21 protein-coding genes are annotated in these 24,338 nt (G+C 33.5%); 8 read left to right on the top strand and 13 right to left on the bottom strand.

The features are described from left to right. Positions 1 to 198: 198 nt before the first annotated feature. The 5 genes from AAGD29_RS05635 (at position 199) to AAGD29_RS05615 (ending at position 5,057) form a co-directional block, all read left to right on the top strand. Positions 199 to 630, top strand: coding sequence for a hypothetical protein (locus AAGD29_RS05635; protein WP_341757393.1), 432 nt, complete (start codon positions 199 to 201; stop codon positions 628 to 630). Positions 631 to 805: 175 nt separating this feature from the next. Further along, positions 806 to 2,254 (top strand): class I SAM-dependent DNA methyltransferase, encoded by a 1,449-nt coding sequence (locus tag AAGD29_RS05630; RefSeq protein WP_341757392.1) that lies wholly within the window; start codon positions 806 to 808, stop codon positions 2,252 to 2,254. A 2-nt stretch (positions 2,255 to 2,256) separates the two neighbouring features. Next, entirely contained in the window at positions 2,257 to 3,315 is a 1,059-nt protein-coding gene (locus AAGD29_RS05625) for a restriction endonuclease subunit S (RefSeq protein ID WP_341758763.1), read from the top strand. 262 nt (positions 3,316 to 3,577) lie between these two features. Next, positions 3,578 to 3,991, top strand: coding sequence for a transposase (locus AAGD29_RS05620; protein WP_341757391.1), 414 nt, complete (start codon positions 3,578 to 3,580; stop codon positions 3,989 to 3,991). 499 nt (positions 3,992 to 4,490) lie between these two features. After that, positions 4,491 to 5,057 carry a hypothetical protein gene (locus AAGD29_RS05615; RefSeq protein WP_341757390.1) on the top strand — a complete coding sequence of 189 codons (567 nt, stop codon included), beginning with the start codon at positions 4,491 to 4,493 and terminating at the stop codon, positions 5,055 to 5,057. 683 nt (positions 5,058 to 5,740) lie between these two features. Here the strand turns inward: AAGD29_RS05615 and AAGD29_RS05610 are convergent. From AAGD29_RS05610 to AAGD29_RS05555, 12 genes are all read right to left on the bottom strand, one after another. After that, positions 5,741 to 7,045: a citrate synthase gene (locus AAGD29_RS05610; RefSeq protein ID WP_341754175.1), complete on the bottom strand. Its 1,305-nt coding sequence runs from the start codon at positions 7,043 to 7,045 to the stop codon at positions 5,741 to 5,743. 235 nt (positions 7,046 to 7,280) lie between these two features. Continuing rightward, positions 7,281 to 8,486, bottom strand: coding sequence for a dicarboxylate/amino acid:cation symporter (locus AAGD29_RS05605; protein ID WP_341757389.1), 1,206 nt, complete (start codon positions 8,484 to 8,486; stop codon positions 7,281 to 7,283). Positions 8,487 to 9,052: 566 nt separating this feature from the next. Beyond that, entirely contained in the window at positions 9,053 to 9,367 is a 315-nt protein-coding gene (cutA, locus tag AAGD29_RS05600; protein ID WP_341757388.1) for a divalent-cation tolerance protein CutA, read from the bottom strand. Continuing rightward, entirely contained in the window at positions 9,368 to 9,784 is a 417-nt protein-coding gene (locus AAGD29_RS05595; protein WP_341757387.1) for a 6-carboxytetrahydropterin synthase, read from the bottom strand. A 126-nt stretch (positions 9,785 to 9,910) separates the two neighbouring features. Continuing rightward, a complete protein-coding gene (gene atpC, locus AAGD29_RS05590; RefSeq protein ID WP_341757386.1) occupies positions 9,911 to 10,306 on the bottom strand; it encodes an ATP synthase F1 subunit epsilon in 396 nt (131 codons plus the stop codon). Further along, positions 10,306 to 11,739, bottom strand: a complete 1,434-nt coding sequence (atpD, locus tag AAGD29_RS05585; RefSeq protein WP_341757385.1) for a F0F1 ATP synthase subunit beta — start codon at positions 11,737 to 11,739, stop codon at positions 10,306 to 10,308. The genes atpC and atpD overlap by 1 nt, the downstream gene beginning before the upstream one ends. A gap of 20 nt (positions 11,740 to 11,759) precedes the next feature. Continuing rightward, on the bottom strand, positions 11,760 to 12,647 hold the full coding sequence (gene atpG / locus AAGD29_RS05580) for an ATP synthase F1 subunit gamma (protein ID WP_341757384.1): 888 nt from the start codon (positions 12,645 to 12,647) through the stop codon (positions 11,760 to 11,762). A gap of 325 nt (positions 12,648 to 12,972) precedes the next feature. Next, a complete protein-coding gene (atpA, locus tag AAGD29_RS05575; RefSeq protein WP_341757383.1) occupies positions 12,973 to 14,529 on the bottom strand; it encodes a F0F1 ATP synthase subunit alpha in 1,557 nt (518 codons plus the stop codon). Positions 14,530 to 14,579: 50 nt separating this feature from the next. Then, complete coding sequence (gene atpH / locus AAGD29_RS05570) at positions 14,580 to 15,143, bottom strand: ATP synthase F1 subunit delta (RefSeq protein WP_341757382.1); 564 nt, start codon at positions 15,141 to 15,143, stop codon at positions 14,580 to 14,582. 661 nt (positions 15,144 to 15,804) lie between these two features. Further along, complete coding sequence (lpdA, locus tag AAGD29_RS05565) at positions 15,805 to 17,193, bottom strand: dihydrolipoyl dehydrogenase (protein ID WP_341757381.1); 1,389 nt, start codon at positions 17,191 to 17,193, stop codon at positions 15,805 to 15,807. A gap of 371 nt (positions 17,194 to 17,564) precedes the next feature. Further along, on the bottom strand, positions 17,565 to 18,533 hold the full coding sequence (locus AAGD29_RS05560) for a Fic family protein (RefSeq protein ID WP_341757380.1): 969 nt from the start codon (positions 18,531 to 18,533) through the stop codon (positions 17,565 to 17,567). Between the two features lie 352 nt (positions 18,534 to 18,885). Next, complete coding sequence (locus AAGD29_RS05555) at positions 18,886 to 19,062, bottom strand: hypothetical protein (RefSeq protein ID WP_341757379.1); 177 nt, start codon at positions 19,060 to 19,062, stop codon at positions 18,886 to 18,888. An 83-nt stretch (positions 19,063 to 19,145) separates the two neighbouring features. On the opposite strand from AAGD29_RS05555, the gene AAGD29_RS05550 reads away from it, so the two are divergent. Continuing rightward, positions 19,146 to 19,838: a SprT family zinc-dependent metalloprotease gene (locus tag AAGD29_RS05550; protein ID WP_341757378.1), complete on the top strand. Its 693-nt coding sequence runs from the start codon at positions 19,146 to 19,148 to the stop codon at positions 19,836 to 19,838. Here the strand turns inward: AAGD29_RS05550 and rpe are convergent. After that, entirely contained in the window at positions 19,827 to 20,477 is a 651-nt protein-coding gene (rpe, locus tag AAGD29_RS05545) for a ribulose-phosphate 3-epimerase (RefSeq protein ID WP_341757377.1), read from the bottom strand. The genes AAGD29_RS05550 and rpe overlap by 12 nt on opposite strands. A gap of 263 nt (positions 20,478 to 20,740) precedes the next feature. Here rpe and AAGD29_RS05540 point away from each other — a divergent pair, with 263 nt between their 5' ends. Both AAGD29_RS05540 and AAGD29_RS05535 read left to right on the top strand, forming a co-directional pair. Beyond that, positions 20,741 to 22,285, top strand: coding sequence for an acyl-CoA carboxylase subunit beta (locus AAGD29_RS05540; RefSeq protein WP_341753708.1), 1,545 nt, complete (start codon positions 20,741 to 20,743; stop codon positions 22,283 to 22,285). Positions 22,286 to 22,306: 21 nt separating this feature from the next. Then, positions 22,307 to 24,304 carry an acetyl/propionyl/methylcrotonyl-CoA carboxylase subunit alpha gene (locus AAGD29_RS05535; RefSeq protein ID WP_341757376.1) on the top strand — a complete coding sequence of 666 codons (1,998 nt, stop codon included), beginning with the start codon at positions 22,307 to 22,309 and terminating at the stop codon, positions 24,302 to 24,304. Positions 24,305 to 24,338 lie beyond the last annotated feature (34 nt).

Here is a 24,338-nt window from a genome sequence, read left to right as displayed (position 1 = left end):
GATTGCTAGAACACAATACAGTCAATCCTTCTTTTTGTCTAGTTTCGAAAGAGATCTAGCGTAGTACTATTGGACAATTTCATAAGGTTAGTAAAAAATATCTTAAGTATCTATTGTCTATGAGTTTTGTTTTGGATATAATTAAAGGGACAATAATACTACTTTTGATTTGTTATTGAATAATTGTGTGATTTAATTATGAGCGAAGAACTTCTGCAACGAGATTTAATCAAGAATCCTCAAAAAATAGGGACTTGGAATTTTTATAATATTGGTGCAACAACTATTAGTGCTTTAATAAAAGCTGATATAATAAGAAGTATAGATTATGGGGATGTATCAAACAAGAGAGTTGATGCCATTATCACAAAACAAAAAGAAGTTATTGCTATTGTGGAATTTAAACTACCTAAAAACTTTAATACCAAGGATAAAAAAAATAATGCCATTTTGCAAGAAATTGAGGTTGCCAAAAAACTAAAAACAAAATTAATTATTGCAACTGATACCCTAGAAACGGTATGGATTAATGTTGCTACTGGTAATAACGTAAAAACGAAAAAGGTGATGATTTTAAGTATCTTTTTAACTCCAAAGATACAAAATTGCAAAAAGTTATCAATGAAATAATACAATCAATAAATGAAAAAATGATAGAATCTTACCAAAAAAACTAATCAATCCAACCGACTTAGCAAAACAAATATGGCAAGATGTTTGGAGTGTTAGTGGTGCAACCCCTGAGAATTGCTTATACACATTTGTTGAATTATTTATATTCAAATATCTAAGTGATTTAAAAATATTGCAAGGTACTTATAATTTTTATCCTTTACTCAGGATGTATGAAGAAGGCAATGAAACTAACACAGTTTTGCAACATTACGCAAATATTATCAGACCACAAATAAAGGAGCTGTTTCCTGAAAATGCCCTAGACAAGACCACCATAATAAATGGTAGCATATTTATCAGTAAAGAACAAAAAGCTGTAGATGGTTACGGAACAGTCTTTAAAAAAGTTTTACAAAAATTTAGAGATTATGGAAAACTTGAGCATGTTGACCATGATTTTAAAAGCAAGCTTTTTGAAAGTTTTTTGAAAGAAAGTATCAGTAAGAAGAATTGGGGGCAGTTTTTTACTCCAATTAAAGTTGTTCGTGCTATCAACGAAATGGCAGAAGGTGAACTAAAAGATGGGATGACTATTTGTGATCCAGCATGCGGAGTGGGTAAATTTCCATTAGAATTTATAAAAGACAATCTTGATAAGCTTTTTAAAGTTGAAAACAATAAAATAATACAAAAAGTTCAAATAGTTGGCTTTGATAAAGGTTTTGATAAAGATGAACAAAAAACCATCATTTTAGCAAAAGCCAATATGCTTATTTATTTTTGTGAACTGATAAAAGATAATATTGGATTAACTAGAGAATTTGCCAAAATATTTAATGAGAGTTTTATTTTAAAAACAAACTCAATACTTGGTACTCTTTCCGATGTTGCAGAAGAGAAATATGACTTAATTTTAACAAACCCTCCTTATGTTACTAGTGGAAGTAGTAACACAAAAGAAGAGATAGCTAAAAATATTACGTTAAAGAATTATTACAAGATAAATGCCATGGGTATTGAGGGACTTTTCATGGAATGGATTATAAAAGCTCTAAAAAAAGGTGGCAAGGCTTTTATAGTCATTCCTGACGGCATTTTTAATAGACAGAATGATAAAAAACTAAGGCAATATATTTTGGATAGTTGCTATATTGATGCAATTATTTCTTTGCCATTAAAGACATTTTTTACAACACAAAAAAAGACCTATATTTTAGCAATTACAAAAAAATCTGATATTTCTGATATTCAAACTGATCCTGTATTCACTTATTTGGTCAGTGAAATAGGTGAAAGTAGAGATATCTACAGATTTGATATTGAGCAAGATGACTTAAAAGAAGCTGTTAATTTATATAATGCTTTTAAGGGCAATAAGAAGTATTTTGCAACTCTTAATCATGATAAGAGGTGTAAGATAGTTTCGATAAATGAATTTGACAGTGATAAAAATTGGTCTGTAGAAAGATGGTGGAGTAAAGAAGAAAAAATTGAATTAGGCATTGAAGGAATAGACCAAGTAGTTTCAATTAGTGAGTTTAGTGATATAATTAGCGATTTAGTAACGAGCTGTAATGAGTTTACTACATCTTTGCAAGATATTGGTTTTAATGTAACTCAAGAAAAAAAAAGTACTTAGAAATACCTTTAAATGATTGTAGCTATTTTAAATTATTTATAGGTAAAAGAGTTTTAAAAAGGGATTTAATAAATATTAAAGATGGCAACATACCTGTATATAGCGCAAATGTATTTAATCCAATTGGCTTGATAAAAAATAGTAATATAAAAAATTTTGATAGTAATTTTGTTATATGGGGTATTGATGGTGATTTTAAATTTAATTTTATTAGAAAGCACACTCCATTTGTGACAACTGACCATTGTGGCACAATAAGAATATTGGAAGACACTATCTTGCCACAATATTTAATGATTGAGCTAGATAGAATTAAGCATATTTATGGTTTTGATAGGGGATTAAGAGCTTCTCTAAAAAATATGCAGAATATCATTATTAGATTACCTGTAGATGTCGATGGGAATCTTGATATTGACATCCAACAAGATATTATAGAAAAATATCAAGTAATCTCTGAAATTAAGCAAGAAGTTGGGGAATACAAACATAAAATAGATAAACTTGTTATCAAAATTGATGATGCAATCGAGTATTGCCAAAGTGTAAAAATAGAGGATATTTTTAATATAAAAAAAGGAATAGCAAAATACACTAAGACTTATATTAAAAAACATAAAGGTTCGTATCCTATCTACTCAGCAAACACAAAACAAGGTGGTGTTTTAGGTTATATAAATCATTTTGATCATGATGTTGAATCTATCCAGATTACTACCAATGGATATGCTGGCACAGTTTTTTATAGGTCAAAACATAAATTTAGCATAAATGGAGATGCAAGATTGTATATCCCAAAATGTGATAACCTTGATTGTTTATATCTATCGTTTGAATTACAAAAAGTATTAGATAAAAATAACTTTAACTGGGAATACAAGCCAACCATAGAAAGAACAAGAAATATTGAAATCAAAATCCCAATTACTGCAACAGGTGAATTTGATTTACCAAAACAAAAGGAGATAGCAGAAAAATATCGTAAAATCGAAGAAATAAAAAATAATATAAAAAGAGAACTTGAAAAAATAGAAAATATACAAGTTGATATTGGTTTATAATTTTTAATCTATACTCAAATGATTTAAAGAATTGGAACGAAAAACAAGGAGTGAGCAAGCTCAAGAAGTGCAATGAGCTATGCGAGCATACCAATTATTCGTGCAAATATTTGCAGAGTCAATTTGAGGGGGCAGAGGATTGCTAAGTGTTAGGTTGTAAACAGAGCCTAACAGATCAAGTATAAAATTAATTAATTCTAGGTGTTTAGTCCCAGGGTGTAATGGTGTATATTATAAAGGACCTAAAGTATCTGTAGCAGCATTGCGTAATGCTCAAGGAGAATTAGTAATCATAGCTACCAATGATAACCCTAATATAGCACTAAATATATATAAAAAAAGATGGGAAATAGAAAACCTTTTTGCTTGCCTTAAGACGCGGGGCTTCAATTTTGAAAATACCCATATAATACATTTAGATAGAATTAGTAAATTGCTTGGTTTACTTGCTATAGCATTTACTTTTGCTTATGTTGTGGGTCAATGGCAAAATTCTATCAAACCTATAAAGCTTAAAAAACATGGTAGAAAGTCTATATCCTTATTCAGGTATGGCTTAGATTACTTGCAGAGAATATTTTTGAATATTGCAGAAATGATGGAAAAATGGATGGAAGTTATAACAAAATTTATTAAGCCAATAATACCATCTTTACTCCGATTATCACCTTGTTAATCTCTTTGTCCTGTACTAAGGTATAACCTATAAAACTTTTTCTTTTATCATTTTATCTTTGGCGATCAAAACTCTTAATTATTAAAACATTAGAGAAGGGGGCGCATCATAGTACCCTACATTTTTTATATAACCACTATTAAAATGGCTGCTGATCGTCATTGCGAGGAGTCGCTGAAAGCGGCGACGTGGCAATCCAAAAGGTGCAGTGGCAAAAAATAAAACAGCAAGCTGTTTATTTGGATCGCCACGCCACTTTGTGGCTCGCGATGACAACTATTTGTTTCTATAATTTAGTATTTTTTATTATTAGTTGCGACTTTTAAACTGCCCTGGAATTAAAAGAGTATAAAAAAGACTGTACAAAACTATCTGAACGTGTTACTTTTATTATGCTTGATGAAAAATTAGCATTAAATGCTTCACATCGAGAATGTATTGAAGATCACTTTTACTGATCCTATTATATTGTACAATTTTTAATTAATAAGAGGTTATTATGTTCGAAATAGTAGACTTAAAGAATTTTAAAATTAAGCAACCTAGTTATACAAGTACGTTATTTTCAAGTTTTGATAGAGATTTGTTAGAGACGATAAAGAAAGGCGATGTTGATAAGTGTAAGGAGCTTTTTAATGGTAAATCTTTTCAGCAGGATAACACTGATGTACAAATATTTAGAAATATACTCACTGAAGTAATTGGTGATTCAGAGGTTAATGATACAATATTTCTTCAAACTGTAGGGAAAGCTATAGACGATCCACATACTGATACGGGGACGTGGTTGTATTATTCTATACGCACGTCTAAATTTAGTCATGGGTCATTAAGCAATGCTCTAAGTAACGCATTTGAGCATATTGGAAAGCATGCTAGGGATCTTTATCTATATAATTGGCTATCTCCAGAAACAAAGGACACTGAATCAAAATCCATTACTTCAGATGAAAATTCAGGTACTGATGCTAATAAAACAGTTTGTGACAATTGTGATCCACTGCAAAGTGAAGCTCCTATTATAGGCAAGGTTGATAGTGACACAGGAGCGGAAGATTGCTTATAATTGTGAAAAATTAAGAATTTAACTTTTTTATGCTCATTATTTGGATAATTATCCATTTGAGCCAAAAGTACATCTAGTAGTTGTGTTATATTCAAGATAAATAATATTTGCAAAATTGCTTTTTACTAATCATGTTATGTACTGCTCATAAATGAAAAGTTGATAGACGATAGTATAACTTCAAGAAGAGCTAGGAATGTCAAAGTTGAGCAGTGGAGATATTTAGACACGACGACACCAATTCTTGAAGTTCACCGAATATACTTTATAGCTAAACCTTCTCACGCGAATTCGGGGTAAGAATTTGTCAATTCTTATCCCGAGGGGGTTACTTGTCATAACTGTTGAAAGTTAGAAGAGGAAGGGGTTTTAAATAGGGTAACGTCATTGCGAGGAAGACCGTAGGTCGACGAAGCAATCCAAAAAAGTAACCATAAGTGGATTGCTTCGTCGGCTTACGCCTTCTCGCAATGACAGCGGTTATAAGCCCACAACTTTTAAACTGCCATTATGACTTCTAAAACCGCTTCCTCTTCTAACTTTCGACAGCTGTGGTTACTTGTTCGTATAGCTCAGCTGGAACTAAATAAGCCGTTAGTTTATTATGATTCAATAAAGATCTCACCACTAGATTTAGCCAGCAATGCCGTAGGACTCTTTTTTAATATAGGATTTTACTATAATTATCTTTTATCAAAAGGAATAAATTCTCTTTGTACATACCCAGTATATAATTGCCGAGGTCTGCTAATTTTTTGTTCAGGATCTTCATGCATCTCTTTCCATTGTCCCATCCAACCAACAGTTCTTGCTATAGCAAAAAGCACTGTAAACATCTGTGATGGTATCCCCATAGCTTGATAAATAATACCAGAATAAAAATCAACGTTTGGATAAAGCTTACGATCTATAAAATATTGGTCATTGAGAGCAATTTTTTCAAGCTCAGTAGCGATTTGTAGTAATGGGTTATTATTTTCTCCTAATTCATCTAATACTTCTTTGCAGGTCTCTCTAAGTACAACTGCTCTTGGATCATAACTTTTATAGACTCGGTGACCAAAACCCATTAAGCGGAAAGAATCATTTTTATCTTTTGCTCTTGCAATATATTGTGGAATACGATCTATTGTCCCAATCTCTTTCAGCATATTAATTACTGCCTCATTTGCTCCGCCATGTGCTGGTCCCCATAAAGACGCTATGCCAGTACTGATACAAGCAAATGGGTTAGCACCGGACGATCCAGCTAAACGTACTGTTGAAGTGGAGGCATTCTGCTCATGGTCAGCATGGAGAATAAATATTTTATCTAAGGCGTTCTTTACTACTTGGTTTACCTTATATTTTTCACAAGGCGTCGCAAACATCATATGGAGAAAATTTTCAGTAAAATCTAAACTATTATCAGGATATATAAAAGGCTGACCTATTGAATATTTATATGCCATTGCTGCAATAGTTGGCATTTTTGCAATCATTCTAATAGCAGCTAACTCTCGTTCATTTTCTTCTACGTTTAAAAAATTTGGATAAAATGCAGATAAAGACCCTACCACAGCCAACATAATTGCCATAGGATGAGCTGAGTGACGGAAAGCCATAAATAAACTTCTAAGCTGTTCATTAACCAGCGAATGATTAGTAACTTTCTGAGAAAAAGATTTATACTGATTCGTGGTTGGTAATTCACCATTTAACAGTAAATAGGCGACTTCTAAGAAACTACTTTTTTCTGCTAACGTTTTAATATCATATCCTCGATGTCTTAATATCCCTTGATCCCCATCTATGTACGTCATTGCAGATTTACAAGCTGCTGTAGACATAAAGCCAGGGTCATAAGTGAAATAGCCTGTTAATGAATATATACCGCTAACATCAATAACATCTTGACCAATCGATGCTTTTTTTATTGGTAAATTAAAAGACTTATCACCTATTTTTAATTCAACATTTTCCAAAGTTTTAATTCCATTATTTGTCATATGTTCTCTTTTATCATATTTTATGTTGCCCACTAATACAAAAAATGTATTTTTTTATATATTTTACCAAATTGTCATCAACCCCTGCTTCGGTGGAATAATACCATTTCCCATTATTAACTACGCTATTTAGTGCTACAGTTGTAGTACTAAATAGCGTAGTTAATAATGGGAAATGGTATAACATAACCCCTCACCGAAATACTACCTAGAACTTGTACACTTGGTATATTTGTTAAACCGAGTTATATGTATCTCTATCCAAAGTACCTTCACTGTTATCGATAATCAAGGTAATTGTTGCATCACCTGTAATATTAATGGTAGTACGTAACATATCTAATATCCTATCAATTCCAGCAATTATAGCAACACCTTCAATCGGTAAATGGATTGAAGACAGAACCATAGGTAGCATTATTAAAGAGGCCCCTGGAATACCAGCACCACCTATAGATCCAAGAGTTGAGGTAATAATAATGACTAAATAATCATGCACCGCTAAATCTATACCCATCATTTGAGCAAAGAATATGGTGGTAAGAGCTAAATTTATAGCAAACCCATCCATGTTTATCGATGCCCCAAGTGGCAATATGAAAGAAGTGCTAGATTCAGAGATACCTAGCCGTTCACGACAAACTTGCATAGTTGTAGCAAGCGTTGCTTTACTACTAGAAGTAGAGAAGGCAAGTATTTGGTATTCCAAACTCTTTTTATAAAAAGGTAATGGTGACATTCGACAAAATACATAAATTAGCGTGCCAAAAATACCATATTGACATATCATGGCAATCACTACGGCAGCAACTAATTTTGATAAACTAATCATTACATCAAAGCCTTGCGTACCGACTACCCAAGCCGTTAAAGCAAATGCACCATATGGAGAAAGTTGAATGATCATTGAGATCATTTTTAACACCATTTTTGATAATCTATGAAATAAATCTTTAATGGGTGCAGCACTAGCTCCCATTTTATTTAGTATAAGTCCAGAAAATATTGCAAAGAATACAATTTGTAAAACATTAGAACTGGCAAAAGCCCCTACGACATTATCAGGCACAATATTCACAAAAAAATCAATCATATTAAAGGATTTCTCTTGTGAAATATTTGAGGCAACATCAAAGTTAATATGAACACCATGACCTGGCTTTAATACAAGAGCAACTGTAAGACCAAAAACTGTGGCAAAAAAAGTAGTTCCTAAGAAAGCAGCAACAGCCTTTATTCCTACTCTTCCAAGAGAAGTAGGGTCACTCATACTAGTTATGCCTGCTACTAAACTAAAAAATATTAAAGGAGCAATAATCATTTTGATCAAACGCAAAAAAATATCTCCTACCGGTTTTATATAAGATACATATTCAGGACAATATATACCAAACATTATACCTAGGATTAATCCCAAGGTAACTTTTTTCCATAATTTCATTGTTCTACTTAATTAAATTAAAGAGTGTTTTGATTAAACTTATTTTGCTGATTTCATGTAAATGTCTATAGCTAACCTAAAGAAGGTTTTAGCTATATGTTAGTTATCTTAACCTCAGTTCGATATAAGAATTAATAATTCTTATATCGAACTGGCTTTGTTATAAGGAAAAATGCACTCTTGAAGCGGCTGATGCGAGTGCATTTTAACTTTTTTCATCATTCAATATGTGATTTTAATAATTAAAATCACATATTGAATGGAGTGTTATATTTTAACAATCAGGTGGGCAGCCGCTTCAAACCTGATTGTTTCTATATATAACACGAAAGTTCGATGTAACTTGTTACATCGAATTCAGGTTATCTTAGCTTAGCTAGAAGAGATGTCATCCCTGCGAAGGTAGCGGGATCTATAATATCTAATAGTCTTTTAGGCTATTTTTTTAGATTCCGCTACCTGCACGGGAATGACATCAATTCTATCACCATTACTATGTCTTAAACCTTTTCGGGTTAGCTATATATATTGAGTAAATCTTAGTTCTAATAAACACTCTCTTAAAATTAGATACTTTGAGTTACCCAGTTTAAATACGCCGGTAGCCCGTCTTGAATGTCGAGCTTTATTATTTGCGGAAGATCATAATTATGTATATCAGTAATCACCTTTTCTATTGTATTGTAGTTATCAGACTTAGCCTTTATCACAATACGATATTCTAGCACAGAAGATATCTTGCCTTCCCATTTAAAATAGCTGACTATATTGTCTACTTGTATACAAGCAGCTAGATTTGCTTCCAACAAACTAATGGTTAGTTTGTCTACTACCTGTTGGTTATCGGTCGTAGTTAAAATTACACAACATCTTTGTACCACTTATACCTCAACAAAGCAATTAGGTGTTTCAAATAATTTGACTTTTGTAATAACAAAAGAACTATTAGTAAATAATTTGGGTAAAATATCCAATTTTAGGTATAACGCTATATTTTCTGCGGTTGGATTTTGTTGCATATAATATATTTTTTGACCAGTCCAGTCACATATTCTATCTCCCATTTCTCTATCATTTTGATGTAATATAAGATTATGATCAAAATTATCATCTATCCACTTTTGTATTATTGACTTCATGTGACCAAAATCTATAACCATACCAAGATTATCGGTAACACTTGATCCCGCTGTAACTTCAAGGAGATAACGATGACCATGTAGAAATTGACACTTATTCTCATGTCCAACAACTCTATGACCTGCATCAAATTCAATTTTACGAGTACACTTTATCATAATTAACCTCAAATATCGATGTAAGACATCAGTTTAATAGCCTAGGGTAACCTGAATTCGATGTAACAAGTTACATCGAATTCAGATTCCCTATGACTTTTAAATGCCATGCGTAAGAGGAGTTCTTTAAATATGAGCTAGCAAAGATTCATATCTAGCAATATCCAATTTAATAATCTCAATTTTTGTATCATCAATTTCTTCGTCTATTTCTTTTGTTAAATAGTCTATTTTCCTAATTATCTCATGTAGTTGCAAACTGCTAGTATCAACAGCAAACTCTGTTACTATATTTATATTTGTCCACGTGACCTCAGCTAACCCTGAGTAGATAAAGTACTTAAATACAGAATTATCTACTGTAATTTTTGTCAATCCATCTTTTAAATTTGCAATCAATAACTCATGGCCTGGTAAAACCTCAAATTCTCCTAATTCTCCCGGCATCGTTACCATCCTAGCTTCCATGTCAAACATAACATTCGCTGGCGTTACAATTTTAACCCTAATTGTTTTATTCATTATGCCACTTTTTCTTTAAGTGTTTTACCTTTCTCTACTGCTTCATCAATGCTACCAACCATATAAAAAGCAGCCTCTGGTAAATAGTCATATTTGCCAGAAACCAACCCATGAAACCCCTCAATAGTATCAGCTAAACTAACAAATTTTCCAGCTATACCTGTAAATACTTCGGCAACATGGAAAGGTTGAGATAAAAAGCGTTGAATTTTCCTTGCCCTAGTAACGGTTAATTTATCTGCTTCCGATAACTCATCCATTCCTAGAATGGCAATTATATCTTGCAGAGACTTATATGACTGTAAAACTTTTTGTACCTCACGAGCAACCGAGTAATGTTTCTCTCCAACAATTGCCGGATTTAGTAATTGTGAACTACTATCAAGTGGATCTACTGCCGGGTAAATACCAAGCTCAGCAATTTGTCGACTAAGTACGGTAGTCGCATCTAAATGGGTAAAAGAGGCAGCAGGAGCAGGATCAGTTAGGTCATCTGCTGGCACATAAATAGCCTGCACAGAGGTAATTGATCCAAGCTTTGTTGAAGTAATACGCTCTTGTAGCTCTCCCATATCTGTTGCCAGTGTTGGTTGATAACCAACTGCTGAAGGTATTCTGCCTAAAAGGGCTGATACCTCAGAACCAGCTTGGGTAAAGCGAAAAATGTTATCGACAAAAAACAAGACATCCTGTCCTCCATCTAAATCCCTGAAACTTTCGGCTATAGTAAGACCAGTTAAAGCAACTCTAGCTCTTGCACCGGGTGGTTCGTTCATTTGCCCATAAACAAGAGCTACTTTAGATTTTTTGGGATTTTTTAAATCAATTACCCCAGAGCCAATCATTTCGTGATAAAGGTCGTTACCTTCTCTAGTCCTTTCCCCAACTCCTGCAAAAACCGTATATCCTCCATGTGCTTTTGCTATATTATTAATAAGTTCCATAATTAACACTGTCTTTCCTACCCCAGCACCACCAAATAACCCAATTTTTCCTCCTTTTGAATAAGGAGCTAAAAGATCAATGACTTTAATCCCTGTAACCAAAATGTTTCTTTCAGTTGATTGATCAACAAAATTTGGAGCTGGTTTGTAAATTGAAGCAAAGTCAGTTGAATCAATCTTACCTCTTTCATCAATTGGTACACCAACCACATTTATTATGCGTCCGAGTGTGCCAATACCGACAGGTATCTTAATAGTCTCTCCTGTATCTGCTACTGCTTGCCCTCTTACTAGCCCTTCTGTTGGTCCCATAGATATACATCTAGCAATATCGTCTCCTATATGCTGTGATACTTCTAGTATCACTTTCTCTCCATTATTATCGCACTCAAGTGCATTGAGAATTTTGGGCAATTTACCATCACTACTAAACTGCACATCGACTACAGCTGAAATAATCTGCACAATCTTGCCAATAGTTTTCGTCATATTTTACCTTAATTTATTTTTTATACGGCTTCTGCCCCTGCAATAATCTCTATCAAGTCCTTAGTAATCAGATCTTGTCTAGATCTATTAAGTTTTAGTGTTAACTTATTAATAAGCTCCTTAGCATTTTTTGTTGCATTATCCATTGCTGTCATTCTAGCTCCTTCTTCGCTAGCTCTATTTTGTAGTAGAGCATAATTAATTTGAGCCGATACATAAAGATTAATCATATGCAAAATAAGCCCTTCACCTTCATATTCATAGCTCAAATATTTCTCATTTGAACATAGCTGTTTTTCAATTGGCAATATTTGCTTTTTAGTTGGAATCTGTATCATAGCATTTTTACAGTTGTTAAAATATATTTGACAATTGCTAATTCTAGAATCCTCTACCATCTCCATCAGTTTTTCTTTGACCTGAAATGACAAATTATTATGAGCTTTTGGAAATTCATAATAATTATCAATATAATGGGAATATTGCCCCTTAAATGCATCATAACCCTTTTTGCCAATAATAATAAGCCTTACTTGTTTACCAGCATTTTCCAAATTTGCAATATCAGATTTTACCTGCTTGGACAGTAAAAAATTAAAAGCTCCGCATAAACCTCGTTCGGAGGTGACTACTATTAGTAAATATGACTTATTTATATTCAAGTCACCTTGGTCTAATAATCCTTCCGAAAAAAATTTTTTCTGTTCGATAGGCAGATCCTGTAAATTATTGCCAAATGCCACGCTAGACATTATACCCTGCAGAATCCCAATATAATCCTCTGAGTCTTTAACTTGGTTTTTGGCTTTTGTAAACTTAGTAGCCGAAACTATCTGCATAGCCTTAGTGATTTTTTGCGTTGTTTTAATGCTCTTAATACGAGATCTTAACTGTTTTAAACCTGACATACTACCTAATTAATCTTAACCTAAAGTCGATACAACATTACCATATCATCAATGTCATTCCCGCGGATGACCTCACCTTCGCAGGGAGGAATAATTATACCATTTCCCATTATTAACTACGCTATTTAGTGCTACAGTTGTAGTACTAATGTCAAAACGATGTCATCCCAGCGAAAGCTGGGATCTAATAATGTTTAATAGTCTTTCAGGCTATTTTTTTAGATTCCCGCCGTTGCTAAGAATGACAGCTCTGGGTAGTAACTACAACTGTAATATTATCGTAGTTAATAATGGGAAATGGTATTATTCTTATATTGAGTTCAGATTAACTTACTGAACAAGCATTAAAGTTCTGCACAAAATTTTCTAAGAAAATTTTTAACCTTTGTTCCATTTCTTCAGTAATTTGTCCTTGCTCTCTAATAGATACTAAAATATCGTTTTCACTCAGTTTTATTTCTTGTAGCATTCTATGCTCAAATTCTTTTATTCGTTCAACAGGAATACTATCAAGATAATTTTTTACCCCAGCATAAAGACTAACCACTTGTTCCTCAACAGGGAAAGGGCTATATTGATCCTGCTTCAATATTTCGCTAAGCTTTGTACCATGTGAAATAAGTTGTTTAGTTGAAACGTCTAAGTCTGAACTAAACTGAGAAAAAGCTGCTAACTCCCTAAATTGTGCTAACTCAAGTTTCACACTTCCTGCCACTTGCTTCATAGATTTTACTTGTGCTGCTGATCCTACCCTACTCACTGATATACCAATATTTACTGCCGGTCTGATACCTTTATAGAATAACTCATTTTCTAAAAAAATCTGTCCATCAGTAATTGATATAATATTGGTTGGAATATATGCGGAAACATCACCTGCTTGGGTTTCAATAATTGGCAAAGCTGTAAGAGATCCACCACCAGCTTTATCTGACATTTTTGCTGCTCGTTCAAGTAACCTAGAATGTAGATAAAATACATCTCCTGGATAAGCTTCACGTCCCGGCGGTCTTCTAAGTAATAGTGAGATTTGTCTATAGGCAACAGCATGTTTGCTTAAATCATCGTAAATAACTAGTGCATGCATACCATTATCACGAAAATACTCACCAATACTGCAACCAGTGTAAGGTGCAACATATTGTAACGCAACAGGATCAGAGGCAGTAGCGGCTACAACTGTAGTATATTCCATTGCTCCTGAGTCTTCTAATCTTTTTACTACCTGTGCAACAGTCGATCTTTTTTGACCAATAGCTACATAAATACAATAAATTTTATTTTTTTCATCGCCGTTAAGATGAGCTTGTTTTTGGTTAATAATAGTATCGATAACAATAGCGGTTTTACCTATTTGCCTGTCACCAATAATTAGCTCCCTCTGACCTCTACCAATAGGAATTAGGGCATCAATCACTTTAATACCCGTTTGCACCGGCTCTTTAACACTTTTTCTAACAATTATCCCCGGAGCTTTTTCCTCTATATTCCTATATGTATCAGTTATAATCTCGCCTTTACCATCAATAGGATTTGCCATACCATCAACGACTCTACCAAGCAATGACTTACCAACTGGTACTTGTAAAATCTTTCCAGTTCTTTTTACCGCATCACCTTGTTTGACTTCTCGATCACTACCAATTAATACAATACTTACAGAGTCTGTTTCAAGATTAAGAGCAAGACCTTTCACTCCTGACGCAAACTCAACTACCTCGCCAGCTTCCACATTATCGATACCATATACCCTAGCTATACCATCACCAACTGTTACAACCTGCCCTACTTCTCGTAAATCGCTAAGCTGATCAATATTAGCAATTTCTTTTTTTAATATTTCAGCAAGTTCGACAGCCTTTAATTGTTGGGTAGACCCCATAGTTATTCCTCATATAAAATTTATTTAACACACGAATTTGGGATAACAAGTTATCCCAAATTCGGCTGTATCTTTGTAGTTTTCAAGGTTTTCGTTATTTTTTCTAACATTCCAGCAATAGAATAGTCCCTAACTATGCTATCATATTGCACCACAATACCACCAATAATTGACTGACTTTGGCGAAAATTTATAGCAACCTTCTGCTGAAAGTCATCTGCTAAATATTTTGTTAACCATTCTTTCTCTCTAGTCTGCAAAGATTTAGAAGAAGTTACTTTTACCATTTTAATATTTCTGCTGTTATTAAGTAGTTGTTGGTATAATACTACTATGTTTGATAAAATAGGCATACGTGAATGCCTTAGTAATATTAACAAAAACCGCTTAACTATAGATTCAATATTAAAGGTTTCTGTAATTAACTCAATTATTTTACATTTGTCAACATCCTTTACTATAGGAGAAAATATAACAGCCTTGATTTGCGAATTATCCTCGATAAATTGATTAATAATGGTAATCTGCTGTAATATTTTATCTTCCAAGCTACTTGCCAATGCATTATCAAATAAAGCAGAAGTATAGTTACGTACTAATTTATTGTTAATCATTATGTTTTTATATCCATTAAAATTCTATAACGTTAGTACTACAGTTGTAGTACTAACGTCAAAACGATGTCATCCCTACCGCCATTATGTCATCCCAGCGAAAGCTGGGATGACATAATGTTTAATAGTCTTTTAGGCTATTTTTTTAGATTCCGCACCGAAGCAGGAATGACATCGTTTCATCGTATATGTCCCCCTGCTTTCCTCAATGTCATCCCAGCGAAAGCTGGGATCTAAAAAAGTAGCATTCTAAGCTATTTAAACTTTTCTAGACCCCTGCTAAGCAGGGGTTGTAAGATCGTATTAGATTTCGCTACGCGGGAATGACATCAATTCTATCACCATTACTATGCCTTAAACCTTTTCGGGTTAGCTATACTAAAACTAAATCAAACAATAATAAGCCACATACAGCCAAGAAAACACGCCATGTACGATTGCCCATAATACCGACGAGTGGTTTATATTAAATGAAATAGCCATAGCAAGTGCCGAACCAAATGACACGCCATGCTGCATAACAAGGTTTATTTTCCTCCTTGGTGGGTAGATTCCATAATCTTCACGGTTCATTTTACTCATTTCTTTTTCCTCATATAATTCTAGGACAATTTATAACATAATTTATGCTTACCACTAAGTAGCAAAAAGAAAATTTTTTTTATATATGAATAGCCCTACCATAAGCCTGTAATACCGCTTCTCCCATCATTTCAGATAAAGTTGGATGTGGAAAAATGCTATTCATTAAATCAAGTTCTGTACCCTCCATAGTTCTAGTGATTACATAACCTTGAATTAGTTCAGTAACCTCTTCACCTATCAAATGAGCTCCTAATAATTCACCAGCCTTTACATCAAAAATCGTTTTAATCATTCCTTCATTATAACCATCAACCAAAGCTTTACCGTTAGCGATAGATGGGAATCTACCAATTTTTACTTGGTAACCAGCTTTTTTCGCTTGTTCTTCAGTAAGTCCTACACTAGCAATCTGTGGTGAGGAATAAGTACAGCCTGGAATATTACGTTTTTCTATAGGATGAGCCTTAAGACCCGCTATAGTTTCCGCAGCAATAATACCTTCATGACTTGCCTTGTGGGCAAGCCATGGTGCTGATGTTACATCACCTATTGCATAAATGCCTTCTTCCGAAGTTTGCATAAACTGATTGGTAATAATATGACCTCTATCTATTTTGATATTAGTTTTTTCTAAATTAAGGTTTTCCGTGTTACCAACTATACCAACGGCTATAAGCAAAATTTCAGCTTGTATCTTGTAATTTTTGCCATCTATCTCAACTTCAACTACAATATGGTCTTGGGTTTTGCTATGATTTAACAATTTGCTATTAGTATGAATTTTTATACCTTTCTTTTCAAAGGTTTTTCGTGCCATTAAAGAAATCTCCTCATCTTCACTAGGTAAAATCCTATTTTGTGCTTCAATTACAGTGACATTTGTTCCTAAATCATTATAAAATGAAGCAAATTCTATACCAATCGCTCCTGATCCAACGATAATCATAGATTTTGGTAATTTATCAAGAACCATAGCCTCTTTGGAGGTAATAATTTGCTTGCCATCCGGCTCAAATCCATCTAAGATTCTAGATCTTGCACCTGTTGCAATTATTATGTCCTTTGCTTTAATCGAAATTTTTTGACCATTATTATTGATATCTACTACCTTGCCTGTTCCTAGCCTAGCCGTGCCATCAATTATCGTAACCTTATTTTTTTTTAGCAGAGATTTAATACCAGATGTTAACTGCGTCGATATATCTCTAGAACGCTGTACTATTTTTTTTAGGTCAAAACTTGCTTCACCTACTATAATACCATAATCTTTAGCATGTCTAATTTTTTGAAATAATTCAGCTGATTTAAGCAATGCTTTTGTTGGTATACAACCCCAATTTAAGCAGACTCCCCCTAAATGCTCCTTCTCAATCAACACAACTTTTTTATTTAGTTGTGCGGCCCTAATCGCAGCCACGTAACCACCTGGTCCACCACCAATAATCGCTAGATCGTAATTTTCCATTAATATATCCACTTATTCACTACTTATAATATCAATTTTTATAAAAGTTCATTAACCTTCTAATCCCCACAAGGGTTGACGTCATTCCCGCGTAGGCTTTGCCCGCGTGGATCACCAGTATGTCATTCCCGCGTAGGTGGGAATCTAAAAAGGTTGAATAGTCTTCTAGGCTATTTTTTAGACCCCTGCTTTCGCAGGGGTGACATCCCCTAATAATGACATTCAATCTCTTAATTATAGGATTTTACTATATAACCTCAGTTCAATATAAGAATTAATAATTCTTATATCGAACTGAGGTTAAGCTAAGATTAACATATACCCAAAACCTTCTCGGGTTAGCTATACTATAACTCCACTAATAAAAATGGCTACTGAAATTTATAACAAGTTTGATTTTTTATACCTTTATGAGTTAGTATACCTTCCTTAACACCAAAGATTAGATCACGACTGGCCGATGCAGAAGAAATATCCTTATGTAATAGAATATAATCTTTCCTTGAAAACCAACTATTTGGTAATTTTATTTTAGCAAATTCTAACCTAGACTTAGGAGTTTTGACTGGAGATACTACATTATTAACATATAGTTGCAGAGTCTCTAGTATCTGTGTTGCCATAAATTCAATGAATAAGGTAGACTCCCCTGCTTTATCACACTCAGCTAAAACGTTATAGTACTCACTTTGTTCGTTTTTTATTAGTACCTCCACCGGAATATATTTAAAAATTGGATCTGCTTTCATTAATAATAATTGTTGCCATAACCTACCCATTCGTCCATTACCATCTGAGAAAGGATGGATAAATGCTAGCTCATAATGAAATACGCAAGCTTTAATTAGCCACGGAATATCCTTATTTTGTTTTATGAACTGAAATAATTTATCCATTAATAATGGGACACGACTAGCTTTAGGAGCTATATGAGTTATTTCATCGCCTTTAAATATGCCAACTCCGCTAGCTCGAAAATAGCCATTATCAACTATTAACTCTTGCATCAATAATCTATGTGCCTCTAGTAAATAATCTATTAATAATGGATTTAGTTTATGTAAATTATTATATAATTTAATGGCATTGTTAACTTCAATAATATCATTTTTAGGACCTAGTACCGGTTTCCCATCAATTATATTGGTTATTTGGTCTAAACTTAAACTATTACCTTCAATTGCTAAAGAAGAATGGATAGTCTTTATTTGGTTACTTTTTCTAAGTTTTACTGCAGGCAGAGAAAGCTTAGCTCCAGATAAAATACCAAGCTCATATGCAATATCTTGCAGTAATGTAAGTACTTTATTACTTACTTGAAAAGGTGGTTTGTTATTCATAAAATGATAGTATCATATGATACTATCATTGGCTATAATTTAATTTGGAAAATTGTTTTCTACTACGATCCGTAAACAGAATACTATAAGCCATTTTCCTTTTTAATTTGATTTAATGAGTAAGTTTTAAAACCATCGTTATAAAACTCATCTAAAGCTTGCCTGCCAATTGCAGGGCAATTTAAAAGTCGCAATCATTAGTTATTATAGATGTAAGTTTAACCACCACCAATGTCATTCCTGCGAAGGCAGGGATCTATATTACTTAATAGTCTTTCAGGCTTATTTTTTTAGATTCCCGCCTACGCGGGAATGACATCGAGTGCATATTAAGCACTTTTTCCTTTATCTATTAGGCTTGCAGCCCGACTTTTAAATTACCCTGGCCAATTGTAAGATCATTTTGATTGACTAAATATAACTCTACAGCTTTTCTTAGTACATAGGCTTTACTACGGTCATGCACTTTAGCAAAAGTTTCAATTTGTTCATTTAACTGGTCATCTACATCAAAAGATAAAGTATGCATAATTAAGTTACTCTTAATAAATTTAATTAACTATAATCATCAATATACTATATTAGTAATAATTTTTAAATTAGATTTTAAACATGAAACATCAGCAGATTACTTTAGATAAACTAGGGTCTGATATTAATATTCCAGTAAGATATAGTAATAAAGCCAAACGAATTAGCATTAGAATAAACCACAAAGGAGCTGAATTAGTTTTACCTAATAAAAATTTTAATACAGGATATAAATTCTTGTTAGAAAAAGAATCTTGGATTAGACAAAATTTGCAAAAATTCTTAAATAAGCCTCCCTTTGATTATAACACAATAACAGTCTTTGACGAAGTATATTCGTTATTAAATATTGATGCAGATTATGAAAAAGTACAAATCACGGATGATGTTATTCAAATATATTCCTTACCCTCACAACACAAAAGTACTTTAGTAAGATTTTTGAAAGATATGTTGTTACTAGAAACCACAAAACTGGTTACTCTTCTAGCGAAAGAACATAATATAAACTTTACTAGAATTAAAATTATGAATAATAAGGGCAAATGGGGAAGTTGCTCTAGTAAGGCTGTACTTGCTTTTAATTGGCGTCTTATTTTTGCTCCAAAAAAAATATTAAAATACTTAGTGGCCCATGAAATGTGTCATATAATTGAAATGAATCACAGTACTCGCTTTTGGAATTTAGTAGCAAGACTTTATCCAGACTATAAGTTGGCTAGATTATGGCTTAAGGAACATGGCAATAATCTCCATCAATATTTAATGTCTTAGTAAGTCTATTTGTTTTTGATAATCTTTTGATTGGAAAATAAAATTACCTGATACTAAAATATCAGCTCCAGCTTTTATGCAGTTCTTACCGGTAACATCATTTATTCCTCCATCTACAGAAAGCATTATAGGTTTACCAAAATTTTTGATTTTTTCTGAAATAATTTTGACTTTCTCTAGCTGATTCTCTATAAACTTTTGGCTAGAAAAACCGGGATTTACAGTCATTGCTAAAATTAGATCTACTTTATCAATAATATAATCTATAGAATTTGGACTTGTAGAGGGAAGTAGTGCCACCCCAGCTTTTAGCCCTAAATTTTGAATAATACTTAAAGTTCTGTCAAGATGGATAGTGGTTTCAGGATGGATAGTGATAATATCCGCTCCACTACTAGCATAGTCTTTAATCGAATATTCTGGGTTATTAATCATTAAATGTACGTCAAATGGTAATGTAGTGTGAGGTCTTAAAGCTTTGATTATAGGAGACCCAAATGTTAAGTTAGGTACAAAATGTCCATCCATAACGTCTATATGGATCATATCAGCCCCAGCTTCTTCCAAAAAACTGATTTCTTTTTGCAAATTAGCAAAATCTGCTGATAGTAACGAAGGTGCGATCTTAATTATTTTCACTTTTGTTTTTATCCTCAATATGAACTTTTTGGCTATTTTTTCTTCTTGCTATATTCTGTTTTAAAGCACTAGACAGTTTTTGAAATTTACTCTCACTATTTTGTAATTTCTGCTGCTTTTCCTTTGTTATAAAAACCCTCCTATAAATTCTTCAAGTTTTATTACTGACATTCTATAACTATTCAAATAAATTTCTACTATCTTTTCGACATTTTATTATTATACTACAGGTTATGATTTTATAATGAACTAGTATAGCCATAATGAATCAACATATTGTAAATTCTCCTGAATCACTTGATGAAAAGCGTAATAATGCCCGTCAAGGTGGGGGGGGAGAGAGAATCGCCTTACAACATAAAAAAGGTAAGCTTACTGCGAGAGAAAGGATAGAAGTATTGCTAGATCCTGAGAGTTTTGAAGAAACAGGAATGTTTGTTGAACATAGATGCAGTAATTTTGGCATGAACGACAAAAAATTCCTAGGGGATGGTATAATAACTGGACATGGCACTATAAATGGTAGGTTGGTTTTTGTGTATAGCCAAGATTTTACCGTGTTAGGTGGATCTCTTGGAGAATATCACGCTAAAAAAATTTGCACTATACTCGATTCTGCTTTGGCAGTAGGAGCACCAGTTATTGGCATAAATGATTCGGGGGGTGCAAGAATTCAGGAAGGGGTTGACGCTCTTGGTGGTTATGGAGAATTATTTCAACGCAATGTAATTGCTTCCGGTATTATTCCACAAATCACCTTAATTATGGGACCTTGTGCTGGTGGTGCTGTTTATTCTCCTGCCTTAACAGATTTCATATTCATGGTTAAAAATACTTCTTATATGTTTGTAACAGGACCAGACGTAGTTAAAACTGTTACAGGTGAAGAAGTAAGCCAAGAACAACTTGGCGGGGCAAAAATGCATACTACCAAGAGTGGTGTTGCTGACCTTGCTTTTAAAAATGATATAGAGCTACTTCTAGAAACTAGAAGGTTTTTTAATTTTTTACCTCTATCAAATCGCAGTCCCCTACCACATCGTCGTACCGAAGACCCAGCTGATCGGGTTGATATGTCCCTAAACACCTTAGTCCCAAGCATTCCGAACAAAGCTTATGACATGAAAGAATTAATTGAGCGTATTGTTGATGAAGGAGAATTTTTTGAGCTGCAACCAGATTTTGCTAGAAATATTATAATCGGCTTTGGTTATATGGAAGGAAGACCTATAGGATTTGTTGCGAATCAACCATTACATTTAGCTGGCTGTTTGGATATTAACGCATCAAGAAAGGCAGCAAGGTTTGTTCGTTTTTGTGATGCGTTTAATATCCCAATAGTAACTCTAGTTGATGTACCAGGTTTTTTACCTGGCACTGATCAAGAGCATAACGGAATTATTAAACATGGAGCAAAATTGTTATATGCGTACGCTGAAGCAACTGTACCAAAAATTACCATAATTACTAGAAAAGCTTATGGTGGAGCTTATATAGTGATGAACTCAAAACATCTTCGTGGTGATGTGAATTATGCGTGGGTTAACTCAGAAATTGCAGTACTTGGGGCTGAAGGAGCTGCTGAAATAATATTTAAAGAAGAATGCAAAGATCCAGAATCAAAAAAACGAAAAATCCAAGAGTATAAAGATACTGTCACTTCTCCTTTCGCTGCAGCATCTAGAGGATACCTAGACGATATTATAAAGCCTCAAAATACTAGATGGCGCATATGTAAAGCATTAAACTTTCTTCAAAATAAAAAAATACAATTACCATGGAAGAAGCATGATAACTTACCACTTTAGTATACTTAAGCACGAGATTTTATGACTAAACCATTATTTGATAAAATTTTAATCGCCAATCGTGGTGAAATAGCTTTGAGAATAATGCAAACCCTAAAGAAAATGGGTATTAAATCAGTTGCAGTATATTCTGAAGCAGATACACATTCAATGCATGTACAATATGCTGATGAAGCTTATTATATCGGCAATTCTCCTGCCACTGAGAGCTATTTGTCAATTAAAAATATTGTAAATGCTATTAGAGCAAGTGGTGCTTCGGCGGTGCATCCAGGATATGGATTTTTATCAGAAAATTCAAATTTTGCAAATATCTTAAAAAGGGAAGGAGTTGCCTTAATAGGTCCCAATGCTTCTGCTATTAAGAAAATGGGTGATAAAATTGAAGCAAAAAAAATTGCTATGGAAGCAGGAATCAGCCTAGTCCCTGGCTATATTGGTACTATCAGCAATATAAATCAGGCCATAGAAATTGCAGAAAAAATAGGTTTCCCTGTTATAGTTAAGGCAACAGCTGGTGGTGGTGGTCGTGGAATGAGAGTGGTAAGAAATTCTGAAGAAATGGCTGATGCCTTTGAATCAGCTAAGCTTGAGGCAGTAAATAATTTTAGCGATGGTAGATTATTCATTGAAAAATTAATTAAGTCCCCAAGGCATATTGAAATACAATTATTAGCTGATCAATATGGTAACAGTGTTTGTCTTGGTGAGCGAGAATGTTCAATTCAACGTTATCATCAAAAAGTGATTGAAGAAGCCCCAAGCTCCTTTATTACCGAGGAAATACGGCAGAAAATGTATAAAGAGACCTTAGCTTTATCTAGCAAGGTAGGTTATTACTCAGCCGGTACAGTTGAATTTATAGTTGATTTAGATAAGAATTTTTATTTCCTTGAGATGAATACTAGGCTACAAGTTGAGCATCCAGTAACTGAACTGATCACTGGTATTGACATAGTAGAAGAGATGATAAAAATTGCTGCTGGTGAAAAATTATCATTTTCTCAAGAAGATATAAAATTAAAGGGGCATGCGTTTGAATCGAGAATTTGTGCAGAAAATCCAACGCGTGGATTTCTGTCGTCTAGCGGTAGAATTACTGAATATGCAGAACCACCAAAAAATGCTAACATACGTGTGGATACAGGTCTTGGACTTGGTGGAGAAGTCAGTATGTTTTATGATTCAATGATTGCAAAACTTTGTACTTACGGAGAGACCAGAGAACAAGCTATTGAGGTTATGCGTTCTGCTTTAAGTGCTTACATAATACAAGGTATTTCTCATAATATTAGTTTCTTAGAAGCAGTAATATCACATCCTCGTTTTATAGCAGGTGATATAAATACTGCTTTTATAGAAGAAGAATATCCAGATGGTTTTTCTGGAGCAAGCTTAACTTCTGAAATCACTAAAATATTCCTCGCTACAGCCATTTTTATTTATATTACCGAACAAAAACGTGCTTCGTTAATTTCTGGTCAAATAGTCGATCAAACTCATAAAATCGGCACTAGATGGGTTGTATCAATTGATGATAAACTATTTCCAGTTTTAATTAAATCAGTAGATTATGGTTATAATATAAGACAAGAAAATGATAGAATTTATATACGTAGTAACTGGAACTTAGGCAGTAGACTCTTTTCCTGTATTGTAAATGGTAGAAAAGCCAATATAAAACTTGACAATATCTTAACAGGTTATATGTTATCACATTCAGGTATTACTGTTAAAGCCTATGTCCGTTCCCCACGGATGTCCGAACTAGAAGCGTTGATGATTACAAAAAATATCCAAGAAGAGCAAACAGAACTGCACGCCCCGCTTGCGGGACAAATTATTGCAATTAAGGTTCAAGAAGGTAGTAAGGTAGTTATTGGTCAAGAGATTATGGTTTTAACTGCCATGAAAATGGAAAATATACTTGTTGCCGAACGTAATGGGAAAATTGCTAAAATCCTAGTTAATGAGAAAGATCAGGTGGTTAGTGGGCAGGTGTTACTTGAATTTGCTTAGGTTTAAACTAGGGTGTGTCATCAATTAAGTTGAC

It is taken from the genome of Candidatus Tisiphia endosymbiont of Ditula angustiorana, assembly GCF_964026425.1.
Taxonomy (GTDB): Bacteria; Pseudomonadota; Alphaproteobacteria; order Rickettsiales; family Rickettsiaceae; genus Tisiphia.
This window is presented reverse-complemented; position numbering and strand designations above follow the sequence as displayed.